We start from the raw sequence: 17,260 nt of genomic DNA on the forward strand, positions 1-17,260 counted from the left end.
AATCAGTGGAGGAAAAAGCCCCCACTGATTCTTTAGGAATAACTATTAATCGTACTGTTTTGTACGCTTCCTTTTTCTACAACATACGGCTCATCGGCGCTTCCTTTTAATACGACACCGTCGCCAATTTTCACGTCTTTATCAATAATAACACCGTCTATTATACAGTTATCTCCAATTTGGCTCTTTTGCATAATAATACTGTTACGAATAATTGAACCTTTTCCAATTTTAACCGAACGGGAAACAACACTGTTTTCGACTTCCCCTTCAATAATACTGCCATTTGCAATCATTGTATTTTTCACGACTGCACCCTTTAAATAACGAGTTGGTGGCTCATCTTTTACTTTCGTAAAGATCGGTGCTTCTTTCTTAAATAATTGCTTCCAAATAGCAGGTTGCAAAATTTCTAAGCTATGTTTATAGTAACTTTCAATCGAGTCAATAATTGCTACATATCCAGTATGTTCATATGTAGCAATGTGTAATGATTTCCCGCGCTTTTCTCTCACTACATCAAATAAACTGTATTGTTCCACACCTTTATATGACTCAAATAAGTCTAACAATAATTGTTTCTTTAACACGTATGTTTGAAGCGAAACCCCTTCATGGCAAACTTCTGTAATATCAGCTGCCGTATGTATATGTCGCTCTAACACCGCTTGAAAATTTAATGCTGTTACGAGATGGCTATTCGTAATAACAACGTACTCTTCTCTGCTTCTTAGAAAATAATCAATATGTCTTCTAAAGTGTGCAAAAGACCCAAATTCATCTTGGTCACATTGGCAGTTTGGCGGGAATAAAAATAGTCCGTCTCGTTTTCTATCTAAATCCCACTGTTTTCCTGAACCAACATGGTCCATTAACGAACGATTTTTATGGCTTGTAAAAACTGCCACACTATGAATACTAGAATTCACCATATTTGAAAGCATGAAATCAATGAGTCGATAACGGCCCCCAAACGGTAACGCCGCTAGTGAACGATGCCCTGTTACTTTCTTTAAGGAAGGAAAACTTCCCGTTGCATTAATAATTCCTAACATTTTTTCTCCCATTCATTTCATCCCCCTTTTCTATTTCCCTTCAGCAATTAATACTACATCGTCAACATTCTTTTCTGGACGAATGATTGTTCCATCTTCGATAACCATTTCTGATCCAACAATCGCTCTTTCAATCACAACATTTTTACCAATCTTAGCCCCTGGCATAACAACAGAATCAATCACCATACTTCCTTCTTCCACCGTCACTCCTTGGAATAACACAGAATGCTTCACGTCCCCTTCAATGACGCATCCTTCGTTAATAAGCGATTCTTCTACTTTCGCCTTTTCAGCAATATATTGAGGCGGTTCGTTTGGATTGACAGAGTAAATACGCCAATTACGATCGTTTAAATTCAGTGATGTTTCATCGCGAAGCAAATCCATATTCGCTTCCCATAAGCTCTTCACCGTTCCAACATCTTTCCAATATCCTTCAAACGGATACGCCATTAACTTCTTCCCTTCATCCAATAAAAGCGGAAGTACGTCTTTTCCGAAATCGTTACTAGATTCAGGGTTTCTTGCATCCATCTCTAAATACTCTTTCAAAATTGACCAATTAAAAATATAGATTCCCATTGATGCAAGATTACTTCTTGGAAATTGTGGTTTCTCTTCAAACTCAACAATCTCCATTTCTTCATTTGTATTCATAATGCCAAAGCGACTCGCTTCATCCCAAGGTACTTCAATAACAGAAATGGATACGTCCGATTCTTTCTCAATATGGTAATCTAGCATCTTACTGTAATCCATTTTATAAATATGGTCGCCTGATAAAATAAGAACATACTCTGGTTCATATTGACTTAAATAGTTTAAGTTTTGATAAATGGCACTTGCCGTACCTGTGTACCACTTCACACCTGAAGACTCCGCATAAGGAGGTAATACTGTGACTCCACCGCTTACTCGGTCTAAATCCCATGCATTGCCGATTCCGATATAATTATGAAGTTCTAGTGGTTGATATTGCGTTAAAATCCCAACCGTTTCAATACCAGAATTTGCGCAGTTACTTAGCGTAAAATCAATAATGCGATATTTACCACCAAATGGAACAGCTGGCTTGGCTAAATTTTTTGTTAATGCACTTAATCGACTACCTTTTCCCCCTGCTAGTAACATTGCTACGCACTTTTGTTTTTGAGCCATCTTGTTTTTTGCTCCCCTTTCTCGTCTTCACTGGTCGTAATATGGATACGCCAAATGGTGGAATTGTAATCTCTACATGTGCTGCTTGATTATGGTACGGTTCTAGAATTGTCTTAAGACGTTTCTTATTCACTTGCCCCGAACCGCCATATTGCTGTGCATCACTGTTTAAAATCTCGTTATAATACTCGAAATCTAGTACACCTACTTTATAGTTTTCATATGTAGCTTTCGTAAAATTACATACGACAACTAACGCATCTTCTTGTTTATCCCCTTGGCGGATAAAAGAGAAAATACTTTGCTCATTATTATTAGCATCAATCCACTGAAAACCTTCAGGTGAATGGTCAAGCTGCCAAAGTGGTTTTGAGCGCTTATACAATGCTATGAGCTCATTAAAGTAATCATGCATATAACGATGCATTTCAAAATCATGTAAATTCCAATCTAAATCTTCAAGGTCTTTCCACTCATCAAACTGTCCGAATTCTCCTCCCATGAAAAGTAACTTCTTTCCTGGGTGAGTAAAGAAATATCCATATAATAAACGAAGTTGAGCAAACTTATCCCAGTAATCACCTGGCATTTTATTTAATAACGACTTTTTCCCATGAACGACTTCATCATGAGAAAGCGGTAATATGAAGTTTTCAGAGTACGCATATAGTAAAGAAAACGTCATTTTCTCATGAATGTGTTTCCTATATTCAGGCGCACACTCCATATATTTCAGCACGTCATTCATCCAGCCCATGTTCCATTTGTAATTGAATCCAAGCCCACCTTCATACGTTGGAGTTGTTACAAGTGGCCAAGCTGTTGAATCTTCTGCCGTCATAAGAAAATCTTCATCCTCTGCAAACACCGCTTCATTTAACTCCCTTAAAAATGAAACAGCATGCTCATTACTTTGCTCTTGTCCTTCTTTATTCCAGTACAACATGTTCGCAACTGCATCAACTCTGAAACCATCAATATGGAAATATCTCATCCAAAATAACGCATTTGAAATTAAGAAATTACGTACCTCTCTCTTTCCTAAATCAAAATTGACAGTTCCCCATACTGGATTTTCTTGTACATCTTTATCTTTATATTCATAGGTCGGTGTACCATCAAACAAATATAAACCGTGAGCATCTTTACAAAAATGCCCCGGCACCCAATCTAAAATGACACCGATTCCATATTTATGACATTCGTCGACAAAATGCATTAAATCATGCGGCGTACCAAATCTACTCGTCGCTGCATAATATCCCGTTCCTTGGTATCCCCAAGAACGATCATATGGATGCTCAACAAGCGGCATAATTTCAATATGTGTAAATTGATGTTCCACCACATACGGGATGAGCTCTTCAACCATTTCCCTGTAAGAGTACAGCGTTCCATCTTCTTTCTTTTTCCAAGAACCAAAATGTAATTCATAAACTGTCATCGCTTCTTTATAAATCGATTTTTTCTTTTTCTTACGATTCCAGTTTTTATCATTCCATTCATATCCTTTTATATCAAAAACTACAGATGCCGTATTCGGTCTTACTTCTGCATATACAGCATACGGATCTGCCTTTAAAATGACGTCACCAGCCAACGTTTCAATCGCATATTTATATATTTCTCCTTCTTCAATATGCGGTATAAATAAGGACCAAATGCCTTCTTCTGTCACTTGTAGCATCTTATGTTGCTCATAATCCCACTCATTAAAATCCCCAACAACACTCATTGCTTTCGCATGAGGAGCCCACACTGTAAATCGTACCCCTTGAATCTCATCTTCCGTCACAACATGCGCGCCAAAGATGTTATAACTTTCATAGTACTTTTCTGTATGAAACTCATCTCGTTTCACTTCTTCACAATTTATTACATTCAATATGCTCACCTGTTATGAAGTGACCTTTGTCAATAGTTTTTCACCCATAATATTTTTCTTGATGGCATACAAAAGCTTCAGAAATAAGATCTATCGACAGTTAACCACTCTGTTATTCGTGGATTGGTTACCTCAGGTTAATGGTTCGTCGTTAGGCTCTTATAATCTCACTGCGTGGATCACACCTTTTCAAATTCTAATAAATAGCTTGTTTATCAGAATTTCAGCCATGCCAGAAGAGGTGAGTCATAGATAGCCAGACCTGTAATTCACTATCTCTGAAGCTCATCTATGCCATCAATTGATACCTTTGGTTTCTAACTATGAATGAATCAATCAACTTCATATCCTTCCCTCTTTATTTTCGGTGAATTTTACCTGTTTCTAATCCCCATATAAAACACCCCAGTTCTCTTGCGATAGCTGTAACGGCAACATTTCTAGGTTTCCCTTGATATATCATGCGATAATATTTTCTTTGTAACCTTTCTACAGCCTGATCCGCATAAGCAATCACTTCGCTTCGTTGCCCTTTTTGTCTTGCTTTCACTCGCTTCGATTTTAATCCGATTGTTCCTTTTACCAACGCATTTGCACATTCTACAAGAGTAGACCTAACGGTCGAATTTCCTTGTTTTGTAATCGAACGTCGACTGATTTTTTCTCCACTTGAGCTTTCGCTTGGTGTCAATCCTACATAAGCCATAAATGCTTTAGCCGTGGGAAAACGAGTGAAGTCTGCAATTTCCACATGAACAGTCATTGCCGATGTTGTATCTATACCTTTTAAGCATCTTAAATTTGCGATTGGTTCTTCGTACCTTTCACGATGAGATAATTCTTCTAATCTCAGACTGAACCGCTCAATTTTATCGACTAGAACATCATACTGTAATAGGTATTCGCCTAACGTTTCTTTGAATAATCCTTGTAGATCAAGATTCTTTAACCATTTCATATAAGCGATTGTCCAGCTTGATTTCCCTTCATACACATAGCCATGCCTTAAAAGGAATGCTTTTATCTGTTGTTTTATTTTTTTCAAAGATGTTTTAAAATCACCTAACATGCGGATATACTCTTTCACGGCAACATCCTCTTCTTCTGGAACATATACTTCTTTATAGGTGCCATTTGCTAAATTAAGAGCAATCATTTTGGCATCGAATTTATCATTTTTAACCATTTTATTTTTTGATGAACTGTACATTGTTGTGGGAGCTAAAATATCACAATCAATTCCATTTTGTTCAAGAAGATTATGAAGTGAATACCCTAAACAACCAGCCTCATATCCAGCTTTAATTTTTATATCTTCACCATATTTTGTTTTCAGTTTCTCAACGAATTTTTTTACGAGAGATACATTTGAAGCACATCGTGCTTCTCTTACAATTTCCCCAGTTGTTCCGTGTAGTGCACATAAGCTAAAACTTTCCTTGTGGACATCCATCCCAATATAGATTATATTTTCCATAGTGGCCTCCTATTATCATAGGGTATAACCCCATTCATAATGTTTTCATTCATTATTATGGGTTAAAATCCCTGACTTGATAATCTAGGAGGTCGCTTCATATTATCTCACTTAGATGACAGAATTTTTTATACTTTAACTATTTCTGCGAAAAACTGCAATATCCTTGTTAATTTATAAAAAACATTCGTTTTTTTCTTAAAAATGTTAGTTTTTCTTCACATTTCCGTGTAAAATATCGAATTTTGACGAATATTCATTGTAAACGCTTCATTCTACTTCTATATTTCCTCCTATTATTTTTTTCTCAACCTTTATTTTATTAGGTTTATACTATTTTTCATGCTATTTTCCACTCAAAATCAAAACAAAATAATCTGTAATAAAAAAATGTTTCTCAACATTTTTTGTCATATTTTTATTGAAACGCGAAATTCATAAGCATATACTTGTTCTCAATAAAGAACTCTGATCTTTCGTAACTATAATTCATAGCGGACTACTATGTTTACTTATTTATCCTTGTTGCGAACGGTTGCTATACAAATTTAACTAGGAGGCTTTCTTATGTCATTAAAACAAAAAGTAGGAATGGGAATTATCACCGCTTCACTTGGCTTATCCCTTACATTCGGCGGTGTATTCGCCTATTTCAGTGATTCAGAAACATCAAGTAACTCATTTCAAGCTGGAACACTAGATCTTTCTATTAATCCAAGTGTAATCGTTAATGTGAAAGATTTAAAACCAGGTGATTTTATTGAAAGGAACTTCAAGCTTGAAAATAAAGGTACATTGGATATCGCAAAAGTAGCACTTGAAACATCATATGAAGTTACAGATGCAAAGCAAAATAATGACGGTGAAGATTTAGGTGATCACATTATCGTCAAGTTTCTAGTAAATGATGGACAGCCATCTAATCCAAACGATGATCATGAGATTGTGTGGGAAACAAAACTATCACAATTAAAAACTATGAAACCTGAAGATGTCGCTACGTCTCTAGAACGTCATAACTTAATAGATGGTATTAAATCTGGTGAAACAGATTACTTACACGTCCTCTTCTCATTTGAAGATAACGACCGAGATCAAAATAAATTTCAAGGTGATTCCCTGCAGCTAAACTGGACATTCCATGCTGAGCAAACAGCTGGCGTGGAGAAATAATTTTTAAAAATATAAATTACCGGAGGCCTATAAATGAAAAAGAAAAATCGTTTTGTTACCGGAATTGTAACAGCTGGCGTTTTGTTTTCAACTGCTATTCCGTTCAATGTACTTGCTGAAAATCCTATTAACCAAATTGAATCTTCAAATGCTCATTCTATATTATCTAAGCTTTCTAAAGAACAACGCCTGGCATTACAAACGGTAGATGCCAACCCTGGTTTTACAATTTCACCAGATATTAATACGAGTAGTTCTGAGCCTGTAAATATCATCGTAGAATTTCAAACTGCTCCAGTAAAGATTAATGAATTAAAACAAAAAGAAAAAGGATTACAGTCTGCTCCTGAAAATATAAAAGCACGTATTGATCAAGAACATGAAGAATTCGAAAAAGGACTAAAACGTCTTTATCAATTCAGCCCATCAGTAAAATCAGGAAACTTCCAGTCTGTACAAATTAAACGTTCTTATAAGCATGCGATAAATGGTGTTGCGATGACATTACCAGCAAATACAGTAGAAGAATTGTTACGGATTGGCGTTGTAAAACGCATTTGGAAAGATTACGAAGTGAAATTAAATTTACCAAAACAAGCTGAGCAAAAAGCACCTCAAAAACTAACAGATAGCATCCCGCAAATTGGAGTAGATAAGTTACATAGTGAGGGCATTACCGGAAAAGGAATTAAAGTTGGTGTATTAGATACAGGTATTGATTACAATCATCCTGACTTAAAAGACGTATATAAAGGCTATCGCGCGAAACCTGGTGAGGACTCTAGCAAAGTAGACCCAAACTCAGTAAAGGGTTGGGACTTTATTAATAACGATGCAGATCCAATGGAAACTACTTATTCAGAATGGCAACAATCTGGTGCTCCTGAATTTGATAGCCGTGGTTCTTCCTTCTACACAGCCCACGGCACTCACGTAGCAGGTATCGTTTCTGCACAAAAGAAGAACCAATCTGATTCAGCAGTAAAAGGTGTTGCACCTGGCATTGAACTGTATAACTATCGTGTACTCGGCCCATACGGAAGTGGAGATAGTTCAGGTATTATCGCTGCAATTGATAAATCTATTTCTGACGGTATGAATGTTATTAACTTATCGTTAGGTGATGATAGCAACAATCCACTCGATCCAACATCTATCGCTGTTAATAATGCAATGCTTTCAGGCGTTGTTACAGTCGTTGCTGCTGGTAACTCTGGACCAAATCCATCAACACTCGGATCACCAGGTGCTTCGCCATTTGCAATTACGGTTGGAGCAAGTGATAGCTCTATTTCCTTACCGAAACTATCAGGTCATGCTGGACAATTACAATTTCCTAACCTAATTCTATTCGGCAAAAACTTCACTGATAAAATAGAAGATTTCAAGGGACAAACTTTACCTATTGAATCTGTAGGAATTGGTACGCCTGACGAGTTTAGTAAAAAAGATGTAAAAGGAAAAATCGCTCTCGTTGCACGCGGTACACTGTCATTTGATGAAAAAATTGCTAATGCAAAACAAGCAGGTGCAAAAGCCGTTATTATTTATAACAATGTGGATGGAGAAATTCCTTTCTACGTTGGCGAAAGTACAAAATACATTCCAGCATTCCGCCTAACGAAAGAAGACGGTGAAAAACTAAAAGCTCAAATCGAACAAGGTAGCACCTCCTTAACTCTCGATGAAATTAATTACATTCAAACAGAAGGCGATCATCTTGCAGACTTTAGCTCACGCGGTCCTGTTACAGCAAATGATGATATTAAGCCTGATATTACAGCGCCTGGTGTCGCTATCCTTTCAACAGTTCCTGAATATATTAACGACCCGCAAGAGGGTGAAAACTACGCTGTTTCCTATGAGCGTATGCAAGGAACATCTATGGCTTCCCCTCATATCGCTGGCGTTGCTGCTCTAATTTTACAAGAACACCCAGACTACTCTCCGTTCGATGTAAAAGCGTCTCTTATGAACACAGCTAATGATTTAAAAGAAAAATATTCCGTATATGAAGTTGGAGCTGGGCGAGTAGATGCTTACAACGCCGTTCGTACAGAAACAAGCTTTAAAGTATTAGATACGACACAAACTGTTGTAAATGATGAAGTAATTGAAGCACCCGAAGAAACTGGATCTATTGCATTCGGTAAGTTTTATCAAAAAGACGGTGAAGCTCTTGAACAAAAACGAAATATAAAAGTAACTAATCATAATAAACAAGAGAAAAAAGAATTTAAAACAGAAATTTCTTATACACCAGCATCGTCTACTATTAACGATGCTGTCGCAAACGGTGTAAAAATCTCTGCTCCAGAAACAATTACTCTTGATGCTGGCAAAACAGGTGAAATTGAAGCAAAAATTAATGTTCCAGCCGGTGTGAAACAAGGCCGATATGAAGGGTACATTCATATTACGAACACAAAAAATAAAGAAGAAACATATCAAATCCCATTCTCTATTCGTGTATCAGAGCCTGGTATTGAAAATGCAATACTATCAAGAAAAGCAATTTCAACTGATACATCTAAATTCAATCCATACGGTGAATCGTATGTTCACGGAGCATTCCAATTAAACAGCGAACTTGAAACGTTAGATCTTATCGTAAAAGATTCCAAAACAAATAAAGCTCTTGGCTTCATTGGAACATTAAACACGAGTGGCCTAAAAACTGATGTGTATTACTACTTAGATTCATTCTTTAATGGAAAAGTGTATCCTTTTACAAATGATCCTGCAAAACCAATCGGTGATGAGAAAATCAACTTACCAGAAGGAGACTACACAATTGAGTTTGTCGGTTATGATAAGGCTGGGAAAGCACGTGTAAAAGGTGATTATGTTGTAATTGATAATACACCACCAGAAGTGAAATTAACTGGATTAAAACCTGGTATTTACGAGTTAAATGAAGAAAATTATACAGTAGAAGATGGCAAAAAAGCACTATGGATTAAAGGAAATGTATACGATTCAAACGTTGATTACTTAAAAGGAAAAGGATTAAACATTACGCAAGAAGCGAATGGCGTTATGTACTATGACTATTCTCCATACTTGCATAAGTTTTTACCGATTAATGCAAATGGCGACTTTAAAGTTGGCATTACACCTGACTCCTTCAGAACGGAAGGTCCAATGAACACAGGCGTATATATTTTCGATTATGCAACTGCAGGTCCTGACTATCCAAACGGTGTAAATAACTACTGGTTTATCCCGCAAGGTGCTCAATATGCAAAAACTAGTTACGATAAAAAAGAATTATATAAAAATGACGAGTTCACAGTAACACTAAACGCGAAACACGTAAAACAATTTGTTGCTGGGCAATTTAATGTAAACTTCCTAGAGAAGAACTTCAAATTTGCAAATGCGAAATTGAATCCTGCCTTTGAAAAACTTCTTTCTGAAAAAGGGGTAACAGCAAAAGTAAATGAACCGAAGCTAGAAGCAGGCTCTGTTACAGTTGGCGGTGCTATCGATGACAAAAACTTCGCTGGATTAGATGGTGATTTCCCGTTCATTGATGTAACGTTCAAAGTAGAAAACGATGAGTTTTATGAAGCAACTGCTCAATTAGAGTCACCAGTGTTTGTATACTGGAAACCAGGAGAAACAGAGCCAAATAGAATGCGTGTCCTTCAAGATCAATCATTCTCAGTAATGTCCTTAAACTCACTAGTAGAAGGAAATATTAAACCTGGTGCATTCTTAAATGAACGTGGATATTTAGATGAAAAGTTAGATTATACAAAGCTTGGCGTAAAAGTATATGCGACTGATTCTTACCGTCATAAGTTTGAAGGCTCACTAGATAAATACGGATACTTCAAATTAAATGGACTTCCTGTTAATAAACGCGACTACAACTTATATGTAGAAGTACCAGGCCATTTAACAAGCCGCCTAACTACGAAACTAGGTACTGAAAAAGACGGCAAGCTACTTGGCCAATATTATTATGCACGCCTTGATGAAAACCTTGCAGGTGATGTAAATGGCGATAAAGTAATTGATATAAAAGATGCTGAAATTATCGCTAGCAACTATAATAAAAAAGGACTATCTGTGAAAGACGGCGACCTTAACAAAGATGGTATTGTCGACGAAAAAGATATTCGCTTCGTTGAAAAGAACTTCTTGAAAAAAGGTCCAGATGCATCTAAATCACAAACACCTGTTGAAAAATCAAAAAGCGGTACACTGGCAGATATTTTAAAGAAATTAGGATTAACGCCTAAAAAATAATAATAAAGAGCACTCTACTTAAAGTAGGGTGCTCTTTTCTATAAACGACCCTGATCCAGCAAAAGGGGTATATTGGGGATATACAAGGGAAACCGGAAAAGGAATTTATATTAAATTATATGAATTCAGAGGTAGGAAGCAGTGTCCCGCCCCTGAATGATTTAGCAATTATTATAGTACTGGTGCCATTGTTTCTTTTAATACTTTTACAGAATGAGCGAACTTCGCTTTTTCTTCTTCATTTAACTCAAGCTCTACGATTTCACGTACACCTTCGCGGTTAATTACAGCTGGAACACCTACGTAAGCATCTTTCTCACCGTATTGGCCTTCAAGGTATGCAGATACAGTTAATACGCTGTTCTCGTTGTTTAAGATTGCTTTAGTTACACGAAGTAGTGACATACCGATTCCGTAGTAAGTTGCACCTTTACGCTCGATGATATGGTAAGCTGCATCACGTACATTTTCGAAGATTTTATCTAAGTCTTCTTGTTTGTACTGTTCGTTGTTAGCTAAGATTGTTTCTAGTTTTTGTACACCGATAGTAGCGTGGCTCCATACTGGAAGTTCAGTATCACCGTGTTCACCAACGATGTAAGCATGAACGTTACGTGGATCTACATCTAAGTAGTCACCTAACATGTAACGGAAACGAGCAGAGTCTAAAGTAGTACCAGAACCAATTACGCGCTCTTTTGGTAAACCAGATTCTTTCCAAGTTACGTAAGTTAAAATGTCAACTGGGTTAGTTGCGATTAAGAAGATTCCATCGAATCCGCTATCCATAATACCGCGAACGATTTGTTTAAAGATCTTTGTATTTTTCTCAACTAAGTCTAAACGAGTTTCACCTGGCTTTTGTGGTAATCCAGCAGTGATAACTACTAAATCTGCATCTTTACAATCTGCATAGCTACCGCTCCAAACTTTTGTTGGTGATGGAGAGAATGGTACCGCATGGCTTAAGTCCATTGCTTCCCCTTCTGCTTTTGCTTCATTAACATCTACTAATACGAATTCTTCAGCTACACCTTGGTTGATCATTGAGTAAGCGTAACTACAACCTACAGCTCCTGTTCCTACTAATACTACACGATTGATACCTTTTTTCATGGTAATTTCCCCTCTCTATTGTTCACATATATTTTTTTATGATTGTTTAAGTAATTAATTAAAATACTAATTTAATGTTGTTTAACTTCTTTACATTCATATTGTAGCACGTATTATTGTGAATTACTTCACAAATTATGACCTATTTGTGAACTTTTTCACATAGAGTGTAAAGTTATTGGAATAGGTGTGGAATCCATTTCAATGGAGGCGTTTTCTTTAGATTGTGAAAGGGATTTTCCTGTGGTTTTTGTCGGTAAGTGAAATTATATCAGCGATTTTTGCAATATATCGACTTACCGACAATACTGACAACATAAAAAAGCTGTCTTCAGTAGATCACAGCTATTGAGAGAAAGCAGCTTCTTCTATATATTATTTATTTTCCACAGTAGCTCCCAGATGCATTTTCATCGGTTTCTCCAAGTGTAGGAGGCTACAGCCATACAGCTGGGGTAAAAGTTCAAGTTGAAGTTAATTCCTTCATATTCATACAGGTCCAAATAATTAACATGATTGTATTTACGGCTCTCTATGTACCCAACTGCAACAGCGAATACTTCATATTTCTTCTATTGCATAAAAAAGCAGACTATCCAAAGTCCATTTTTATACAACAAAAAAGAGATAGCAGATTATGCTATCTCTTTTAGTATGACCCGTACGGGATTCGAACCCGTGTTACCGCCGTGAAAGGGCGGTGTCTTAACCACTTGACCAACGGGCCAGTTCTGGCAGAGAAGAAGGGATTCGAACCCTCGCACCGCGTTCGCGATCTACTCCCTTAGCAGGGGAGCCCCTTGAGCCACTTGGGTACTTCTCTATAAATATGGCTCCGCAGGTAGGACTCGAACCTACGACCGATCGGTTAACAGCCGATAGCTCTACCACTGAGCTACTGCGGAACAATTATGGTGGGCCTAAATGGACTCGAACCATCGACCTCACGCTTATCAGGCGTGCGCTCTAACCAGCTGAGCTATAGGCCCATAATTGAAAAGCGGGTGAAGAGAATCGAACTCTCGACCAGAGCTTGGAAGGCTCTTGTTTTACCACTAAACTACACCCGCATTAAATTGTAAATGGTGAGCCATGAAGGACTCGAACCTTCGACCCTCTGATTAAAAGTCAGATGCTCTACCAACTGAGCTAATGGCTCATTTTGAAAGTGGTGCCGACTAGAGGACTTGAACCCCCAACCTACTGATTACAAGTCAGTTGCTCTACCAATTGAGCTAAGTCGGCTTGCGACTTCAAAATGGTGGCTCGGGACGGAATCGAACCGCCGACACGAGGATTTTCAGTCCTCTGCTCTACCGACTGAGCTACCGAGCCTTTATGTAAAAATGGCGGTCCCGACCGGGGTCGAACCGGCGATCTCCTGCGTGACAGGCAGGCATGTTAACCACTACACCACGGGACCATTTGGTTGCGGGGACAGGATTTGAACCTGCGACCTTCGGGTTATGAGCCCGACGAGCTACCGTGCTGCTCCACCCCGCGATGATAAAATATTTACCTTAGAAAAAATGGAGGAGGTAGAGGGATTCGAACCCCCGCGCGACTCTCGCCGCCTGTCGGTTTTCAAGACCGATCCCTTCAGCCGAACTTGGGTATACCTCCGAGATATATACGTCTAATGGTGGACCTTGTAGGACTCGAACCTACGACCGGACGGTTATGAGCCGTCTGCTCTAACCAGCTGAGCTAAAGGTCCTTTATGGTAGCGGCGGAGGGGATCGAACCCCCGACCTCACGGGTATGAACCGTACGCTCTAGCCAGCTGAGCTACACCGCCATAAATGATATTAATATAAGTGGAGCCTAGCGGGATCGAACCGCTGACCTCCTGCGTGCAAGGCAGGCGCTCTCCCAGCTGAGCTAAGGCCCCATGTTTTTTAGGAATATCGGGAAGACAGGATTTGAACCTGCGACCCCCTGGTCCCAAACCAGGTGCTCTACCAAGCTGAGCCACTTCCCGTTAATAAAAGCGCGCCCGAGAGGAGTCGAACCCCTAACCTCTTGATCCGTAGTCAAACGCTCTATCCAATTGAGCTACGGGCGCATATGGTGCCGAGGGCGGGGGTCGAACCCGCACGGTGGTCACCCACCGCAGGATTTTAAGTCCTGTGCGTCTGCCTGTTCCGCCACCCCGGCATGTCATATTGAAAATTGGAGCGGAAGACGGGATTCGAACCCGCGACCCCAACCTTGGCAAGGTTGTATTCTACCACTGAACTACTTCCGCAAGACATGTATGAGTTATTTAATTAAAAGTGCGGGTGAAGGGAGTCGAACCCCCACGCCAAAGGCGCCAGATCCTAAGTCTGGTGCGTCTGCCAATTCCGCCACACCCGCATATTAATTTATTTAAGAAAAATGGGGCGACTGATGGGAATCGAACCCACGAATGCCGGAGCCACAATCCGGTGCGTTAACCACTTCGCCACAACCGCCATGATTTCTGGTGCCGACTAGAGGACTTGAACCCCCAACCTACTGATTACAAGTCAGTTGCTCTACCAATTGAGCTAAGTCGGCTAAATGGTGGAGGATGACGGGATCGAACCGCCGACCCCCTGCTTGTAAGGCAGGTGCTCTCCCAGCTGAGCTAATCCTCCATTTGCCTGGCAACGTCCTACTCTCACAGGGACAAGGTCCCAACTACCATCGGCGCTAGAGAGCTTAACTTCCGTGTTCGGTATGGGAACGGGTGTGACCTCTCTGCCATCATTACCAGACTATATTCATTTAAGACAAGAATTATTATAACTCATTTACTTTTTAAAGTCAACAAGTTTTTTATATTCTTTCAAAACTAGATAACATTGCTTCATATTATATGGTTAAGTCCTCGATCTATTAGTATTCGTCAGCTCCACATGTCACCATGCTTCCACCTCGAACCTATCAACCTGATCATCTTTCAGGGATCTTACTAGCTTACGCTATGGGAAATCTCATCTTGAGGGGGGCTTCATGCTTAGATGCTTTCAGCACTTATCCCTTCCGCACATAGCTACCCAGCTATGCCCTTGGCAGAACAACTGGTACACCAGCGGTGCGTCCATCCCGGTCCTCTCGTACTAAGGACAGCTCCTCTCAAATTTCCTACGCCCACGACGGATAGGGACCGAACTGTCTCACGACGTTCTGAACCCAGCTCGCGTACCGCTTTAATGGGCGAACAGCCCAACCCTTGGGACCGACTACAGCCCCAGGATGCGATGAGCCGACATCGAGGTGCCAAACCTCCCCGTCGATGTGGACTCTTGGGGGAGATAAGCCTGTTATCCCCGGGGTAGCTTTTATCCGTTGAGCGATGGCCCTTCCATGCGGAACCACCGGATCACTAAGCCCGACTTTCGTCCCTGCTCGACTTGTAGGTCTCGCAGTCAAGCTCCCTTATGCCTTTGCACTCTACGAATGATTTCCAACCATTCTGAGGGAACCTTTGGGCGCCTCCGTTACACTTTAGGAGGCGACCGCCCCAGTCAAACTGCCCACCTGACACTGTCTCCCGGGTCGATAAGACCCGTAGGTTAGAATTTCAATACAGTCAGGGCGGTATCCCACCAGCGCCTCCACCGAAGCTAGCGCTCCGGTTTCAATGGCTCCCGCCTATCCTGTACAAACTGTACCAAAATTCAATATCAGGCTACAGTAAAGCTCCACGGGGTCTTTCCGTCCTGTCGCGGGTAACCTGCATCTTCACAGGTACTATAATTTCACCGAGTCTCTGGTTGAGACAGTGCCCAAATCGTTACACCTTTCGTGCGGGTCGGAACTTACCCGACAAGGAATTTCGCTACCTTAGGACCGTTATAGTTACGGCCGCCGTTTACTGGGGCTTCAGTTCAGAGCTTCGCTTACGCTAACCCCTCTCCTTAACCTTCCAGCACCGGGCAGGTGTCACCCCCTATACTTCGCCTTACGGCTTCGCAGAGAGCTGTGTTTTTGCTAAACAGTCGCTTGGGCCTATTCACTGCGGCTTTCCGTTAAGAAAGCACCCCTTCTCCCGAAGTTACGGGGTCATTTTGCCGAGTTCCTTAACCAGAGTTCTCTCGCACACCTTAGGATTCTCTCCTCGCCTACCTGTGTCGGTTTGCGGTACAGGCACCTTTTATCTCGCTAGAAGCTTTTCTTGGCAGCGGGGAATCAAAGACTTCGCTCCATAAGGAGCTTCCCCATCACAGCTCAGCCTTTACGATAAGCGGATTTGCCTACTTATCAGCCTAACTGCTTGGACGTGCACAACCAATCGCACGCTTCTTCTATCCTTCTGCGTCCCTCCATTGCTCAAACGATAAAGAGGTGGTACAGGAATATCAACCTGTTGTCCATCGCCTACGCCTGTCGGCCTCGGCTTAGGTCCTGACTAACCCTGAGCGGACGAGCCTTCCTCAGGAAACCTTAGGCATTCGGTGGACGGGATTCTCACCCGTCTTTCGCTACTCATACCGGCATTCTCACTTCTAAGCACTCCACCAGTCCTTCCGGTCTGACTTCACTGTCCTTAGAACGCTCCCCTACCACTGATACCATTGGTATCAATCCGCAGCTTCGGTGGTGTATTTAGCCCCGGTACATTTTCGGCGCAGAGTCACTCGACTAGTGAGCTATTACGCACTCTTTAAATGGTGGCTGCTTCTAAGCCAACATCCTAGTTGTCTAAGCAACTCCACATCCTTTTCCACTTAATACACACTTTGGGACCTTAGCTGGCGGTCTGGGCTGTTTCCCTTTTGACTACGGATCTTATCACTCGCAGTCTGACTCCTAAGGATAAGTCATTGGCATTCGGAGTTTGACTGAATTCGGTAATCCGATGAGGACCCCTAGTCCAATCAGTGCTCTACCTCCAAGACTCTTACACTTAAGGCTAGCCCTAAAGCTATTTCGGGGAGAACCAGCTATCTCCAGGTTCGATTGGAATTTCTCCGCTACCCACACCTCATCCCCGCACTTTTCAACGTGCGTGGGTTCGGGCCTCCATTCAGTGTTACCTGAACTTCACCCTGGACATGGGTAGATCACCTGGTTTCGGGTCTACGACCACGTACTAAACGCCCTATTCAGACTCGCTTTCGCTGCGGCTCCGCCTCTTCAGCTTAACCTCGCACGGGATCGTAACTC

The 17,260-nt window shown here is 40.6% G+C and carries 7 protein-coding genes, 22 tRNA genes and 2 rRNA genes (1 of these 31 only partly in view); 2 read left to right on the plus strand and 29 right to left on the minus strand.

The window, feature by feature from the left end; all coding sequences use genetic code 11:
* Positions 1–32: 32 nt before the first annotated feature.
* The 4 genes from glgD to MHH55_RS18730 form a co-directional block, all read right to left on the minus strand.
* On the minus strand, positions 33–1,067 hold the full coding sequence (glgD, locus tag MHH55_RS18715) for a glucose-1-phosphate adenylyltransferase subunit GlgD (RefSeq protein WP_000504168.1): 1,035 nt from the start codon (positions 1,065–1,067) through the stop codon (positions 33–35).
* Positions 1,068–1,085: 18 nt separating this feature from the next.
* Positions 1,086–2,216, minus strand: coding sequence for a glucose-1-phosphate adenylyltransferase (glgC, locus tag MHH55_RS18720; RefSeq protein WP_000057619.1), 1,131 nt, complete (start codon positions 2,214–2,216; stop codon positions 1,086–1,088).
* On the minus strand, positions 2,164–4,101 hold the full coding sequence (gene glgB, locus MHH55_RS18725; RefSeq protein WP_078187036.1) for a 1,4-alpha-glucan branching protein GlgB: 1,938 nt from the start codon (positions 4,099–4,101) through the stop codon (positions 2,164–2,166). The genes glgC and glgB overlap by 53 nt, the downstream gene beginning before the upstream one ends.
* A 358-nt stretch (positions 4,102–4,459) precedes the next feature.
* Positions 4,460–5,578, minus strand: a complete 1,119-nt coding sequence (locus MHH55_RS18730; protein WP_340880263.1) for an IS110 family transposase — start codon at positions 5,576–5,578, stop codon at positions 4,460–4,462.
* Positions 5,579–6,145: 567 nt separating this feature from the next.
* Here MHH55_RS18730 and MHH55_RS18735 point away from each other — a divergent pair.
* Entirely contained in the window at positions 6,146–6,751 is a 606-nt protein-coding gene (locus tag MHH55_RS18735; protein ID WP_000053927.1) for a CalY family protein, read from the plus strand.
* A 33-nt stretch (positions 6,752–6,784) separates the two neighbouring features.
* Positions 6,785–11,008, plus strand: a complete 4,224-nt coding sequence (locus MHH55_RS18740; RefSeq protein ID WP_078187657.1) for a S8 family serine peptidase — start codon at positions 6,785–6,787, stop codon at positions 11,006–11,008.
* A 171-nt stretch (positions 11,009–11,179) separates the two neighbouring features.
* Here the strand turns inward: MHH55_RS18740 and MHH55_RS18745 are convergent, their stop codons facing one another.
* The 25 genes from MHH55_RS18745 to MHH55_RS18865 form a co-directional block, all read right to left on the minus strand.
* Positions 11,180–12,124 carry an L-lactate dehydrogenase gene (locus MHH55_RS18745; RefSeq protein WP_000715339.1) on the minus strand — a complete coding sequence of 315 codons (945 nt, stop codon included), beginning with the start codon at positions 12,122–12,124 and terminating at the stop codon, positions 11,180–11,182.
* A 655-nt stretch (positions 12,125–12,779) separates the two neighbouring features.
* Positions 12,780–12,851 (minus strand) — tRNA-Glu (locus MHH55_RS18750).
* Positions 12,852–12,856: 5 nt separating this feature from the next.
* A tRNA-Ser gene (locus tag MHH55_RS18755) sits at positions 12,857–12,947 on the minus strand.
* Between the two features lie 7 nt (positions 12,948–12,954).
* A tRNA-Asn gene (locus MHH55_RS18760) sits at positions 12,955–13,029 on the minus strand.
* Between the two features lie 7 nt (positions 13,030–13,036).
* Positions 13,037–13,113 (minus strand) — tRNA-Ile (locus MHH55_RS18765).
* Positions 13,114–13,123: 10 nt separating this feature from the next.
* Positions 13,124–13,194, minus strand: a tRNA-Gly gene (locus MHH55_RS18770).
* 13 nt (positions 13,195–13,207) lie between these two features.
* Positions 13,208–13,283, minus strand: a tRNA-Lys gene (locus MHH55_RS18775).
* A 10-nt stretch (positions 13,284–13,293) separates the two neighbouring features.
* Positions 13,294–13,369 (minus strand) — tRNA-Thr (locus MHH55_RS18780).
* Between the two features lie 14 nt (positions 13,370–13,383).
* Positions 13,384–13,459, minus strand: a tRNA-Phe gene (locus tag MHH55_RS18785).
* A gap of 12 nt (positions 13,460–13,471) precedes the next feature.
* Positions 13,472–13,547: transfer RNA gene (locus tag MHH55_RS18790), tRNA-Asp, on the minus strand.
* A 3-nt stretch (positions 13,548–13,550) separates the two neighbouring features.
* Positions 13,551–13,627, minus strand: a tRNA-Met gene (locus MHH55_RS18795).
* Positions 13,628–13,654: 27 nt separating this feature from the next.
* Positions 13,655–13,747 (minus strand) — tRNA-Ser (locus MHH55_RS18800).
* 17 nt (positions 13,748–13,764) lie between these two features.
* Positions 13,765–13,841, minus strand: a tRNA-Ile gene (locus MHH55_RS18805).
* A 4-nt stretch (positions 13,842–13,845) separates the two neighbouring features.
* Positions 13,846–13,922, minus strand: a tRNA-Met gene (locus MHH55_RS18810).
* Between the two features lie 20 nt (positions 13,923–13,942).
* Positions 13,943–14,015, minus strand: a tRNA-Ala gene (locus tag MHH55_RS18815).
* A gap of 16 nt (positions 14,016–14,031) precedes the next feature.
* Positions 14,032–14,105 (minus strand) — tRNA-Pro (locus MHH55_RS18820).
* Positions 14,106–14,115: 10 nt separating this feature from the next.
* Positions 14,116–14,189: transfer RNA gene (locus tag MHH55_RS18825), tRNA-Arg, on the minus strand.
* A 3-nt stretch (positions 14,190–14,192) separates the two neighbouring features.
* Positions 14,193–14,281 (minus strand) — tRNA-Leu (locus MHH55_RS18830).
* A gap of 16 nt (positions 14,282–14,297) precedes the next feature.
* Positions 14,298–14,372 (minus strand) — tRNA-Gly (locus tag MHH55_RS18835).
* Between the two features lie 29 nt (positions 14,373–14,401).
* Positions 14,402–14,482 (minus strand) — tRNA-Leu (locus tag MHH55_RS18840).
* A 22-nt stretch (positions 14,483–14,504) separates the two neighbouring features.
* Positions 14,505–14,580, minus strand: a tRNA-His gene (locus MHH55_RS18845).
* Positions 14,581–14,589: 9 nt separating this feature from the next.
* Positions 14,590–14,665, minus strand: a tRNA-Thr gene (locus MHH55_RS18850).
* Positions 14,666–14,669: 4 nt separating this feature from the next.
* Positions 14,670–14,745, minus strand: a tRNA-Val gene (locus MHH55_RS18855).
* Positions 14,746–14,749: 4 nt separating this feature from the next.
* Positions 14,750–14,865: ribosomal RNA gene (gene rrf, locus MHH55_RS18860) — 5S ribosomal RNA — on the minus strand.
* Positions 14,866–14,966: 101 nt separating this feature from the next.
* Positions 14,967–17,260: ribosomal RNA gene (locus MHH55_RS18865) — 23S ribosomal RNA — on the minus strand (it continues 628 nt past the right edge of the window).

The organism is Bacillus sp. FSL K6-2944, from assembly GCF_038005385.1.
Taxonomy (GTDB): domain Bacteria; phylum Bacillota; class Bacilli; order Bacillales; family Bacillaceae_G; genus Bacillus_A; species Bacillus_A cereus.

Bases quoted from the DNA above. Each gene is read 5' to 3' on its own strand.
- glgD (WP_000504168.1), bottom strand. From the start codon at position 1,067: ATGGGAGAAAAAATGTTAGGAATTATTAATGCAACGGGAAGTTTTCCT.
- glgC (WP_000057619.1), bottom strand. From the start codon at position 2,216: ATGGCTCAAAAACAAAAGTGCGTAGCAATGTTACTAGCAGGGGGAAAA.
- MHH55_RS18730 (WP_340880263.1), bottom strand. From the start codon at position 5,578: ATGGAAAATATAATCTATATTGGGATGGATGTCCACAAGGAAAGTTTT.
- MHH55_RS18735 (WP_000053927.1), top strand. From the start codon at position 6,146: ATGTCATTAAAACAAAAAGTAGGAATGGGAATTATCACCGCTTCACTT.
- MHH55_RS18740 (WP_078187657.1), top strand. From the start codon at position 6,785: ATGAAAAAGAAAAATCGTTTTGTTACCGGAATTGTAACAGCTGGCGTT.
- MHH55_RS18745 (WP_000715339.1), bottom strand. From the start codon at position 12,124: ATGAAAAAAGGTATCAATCGTGTAGTATTAGTAGGAACAGGAGCTGTA.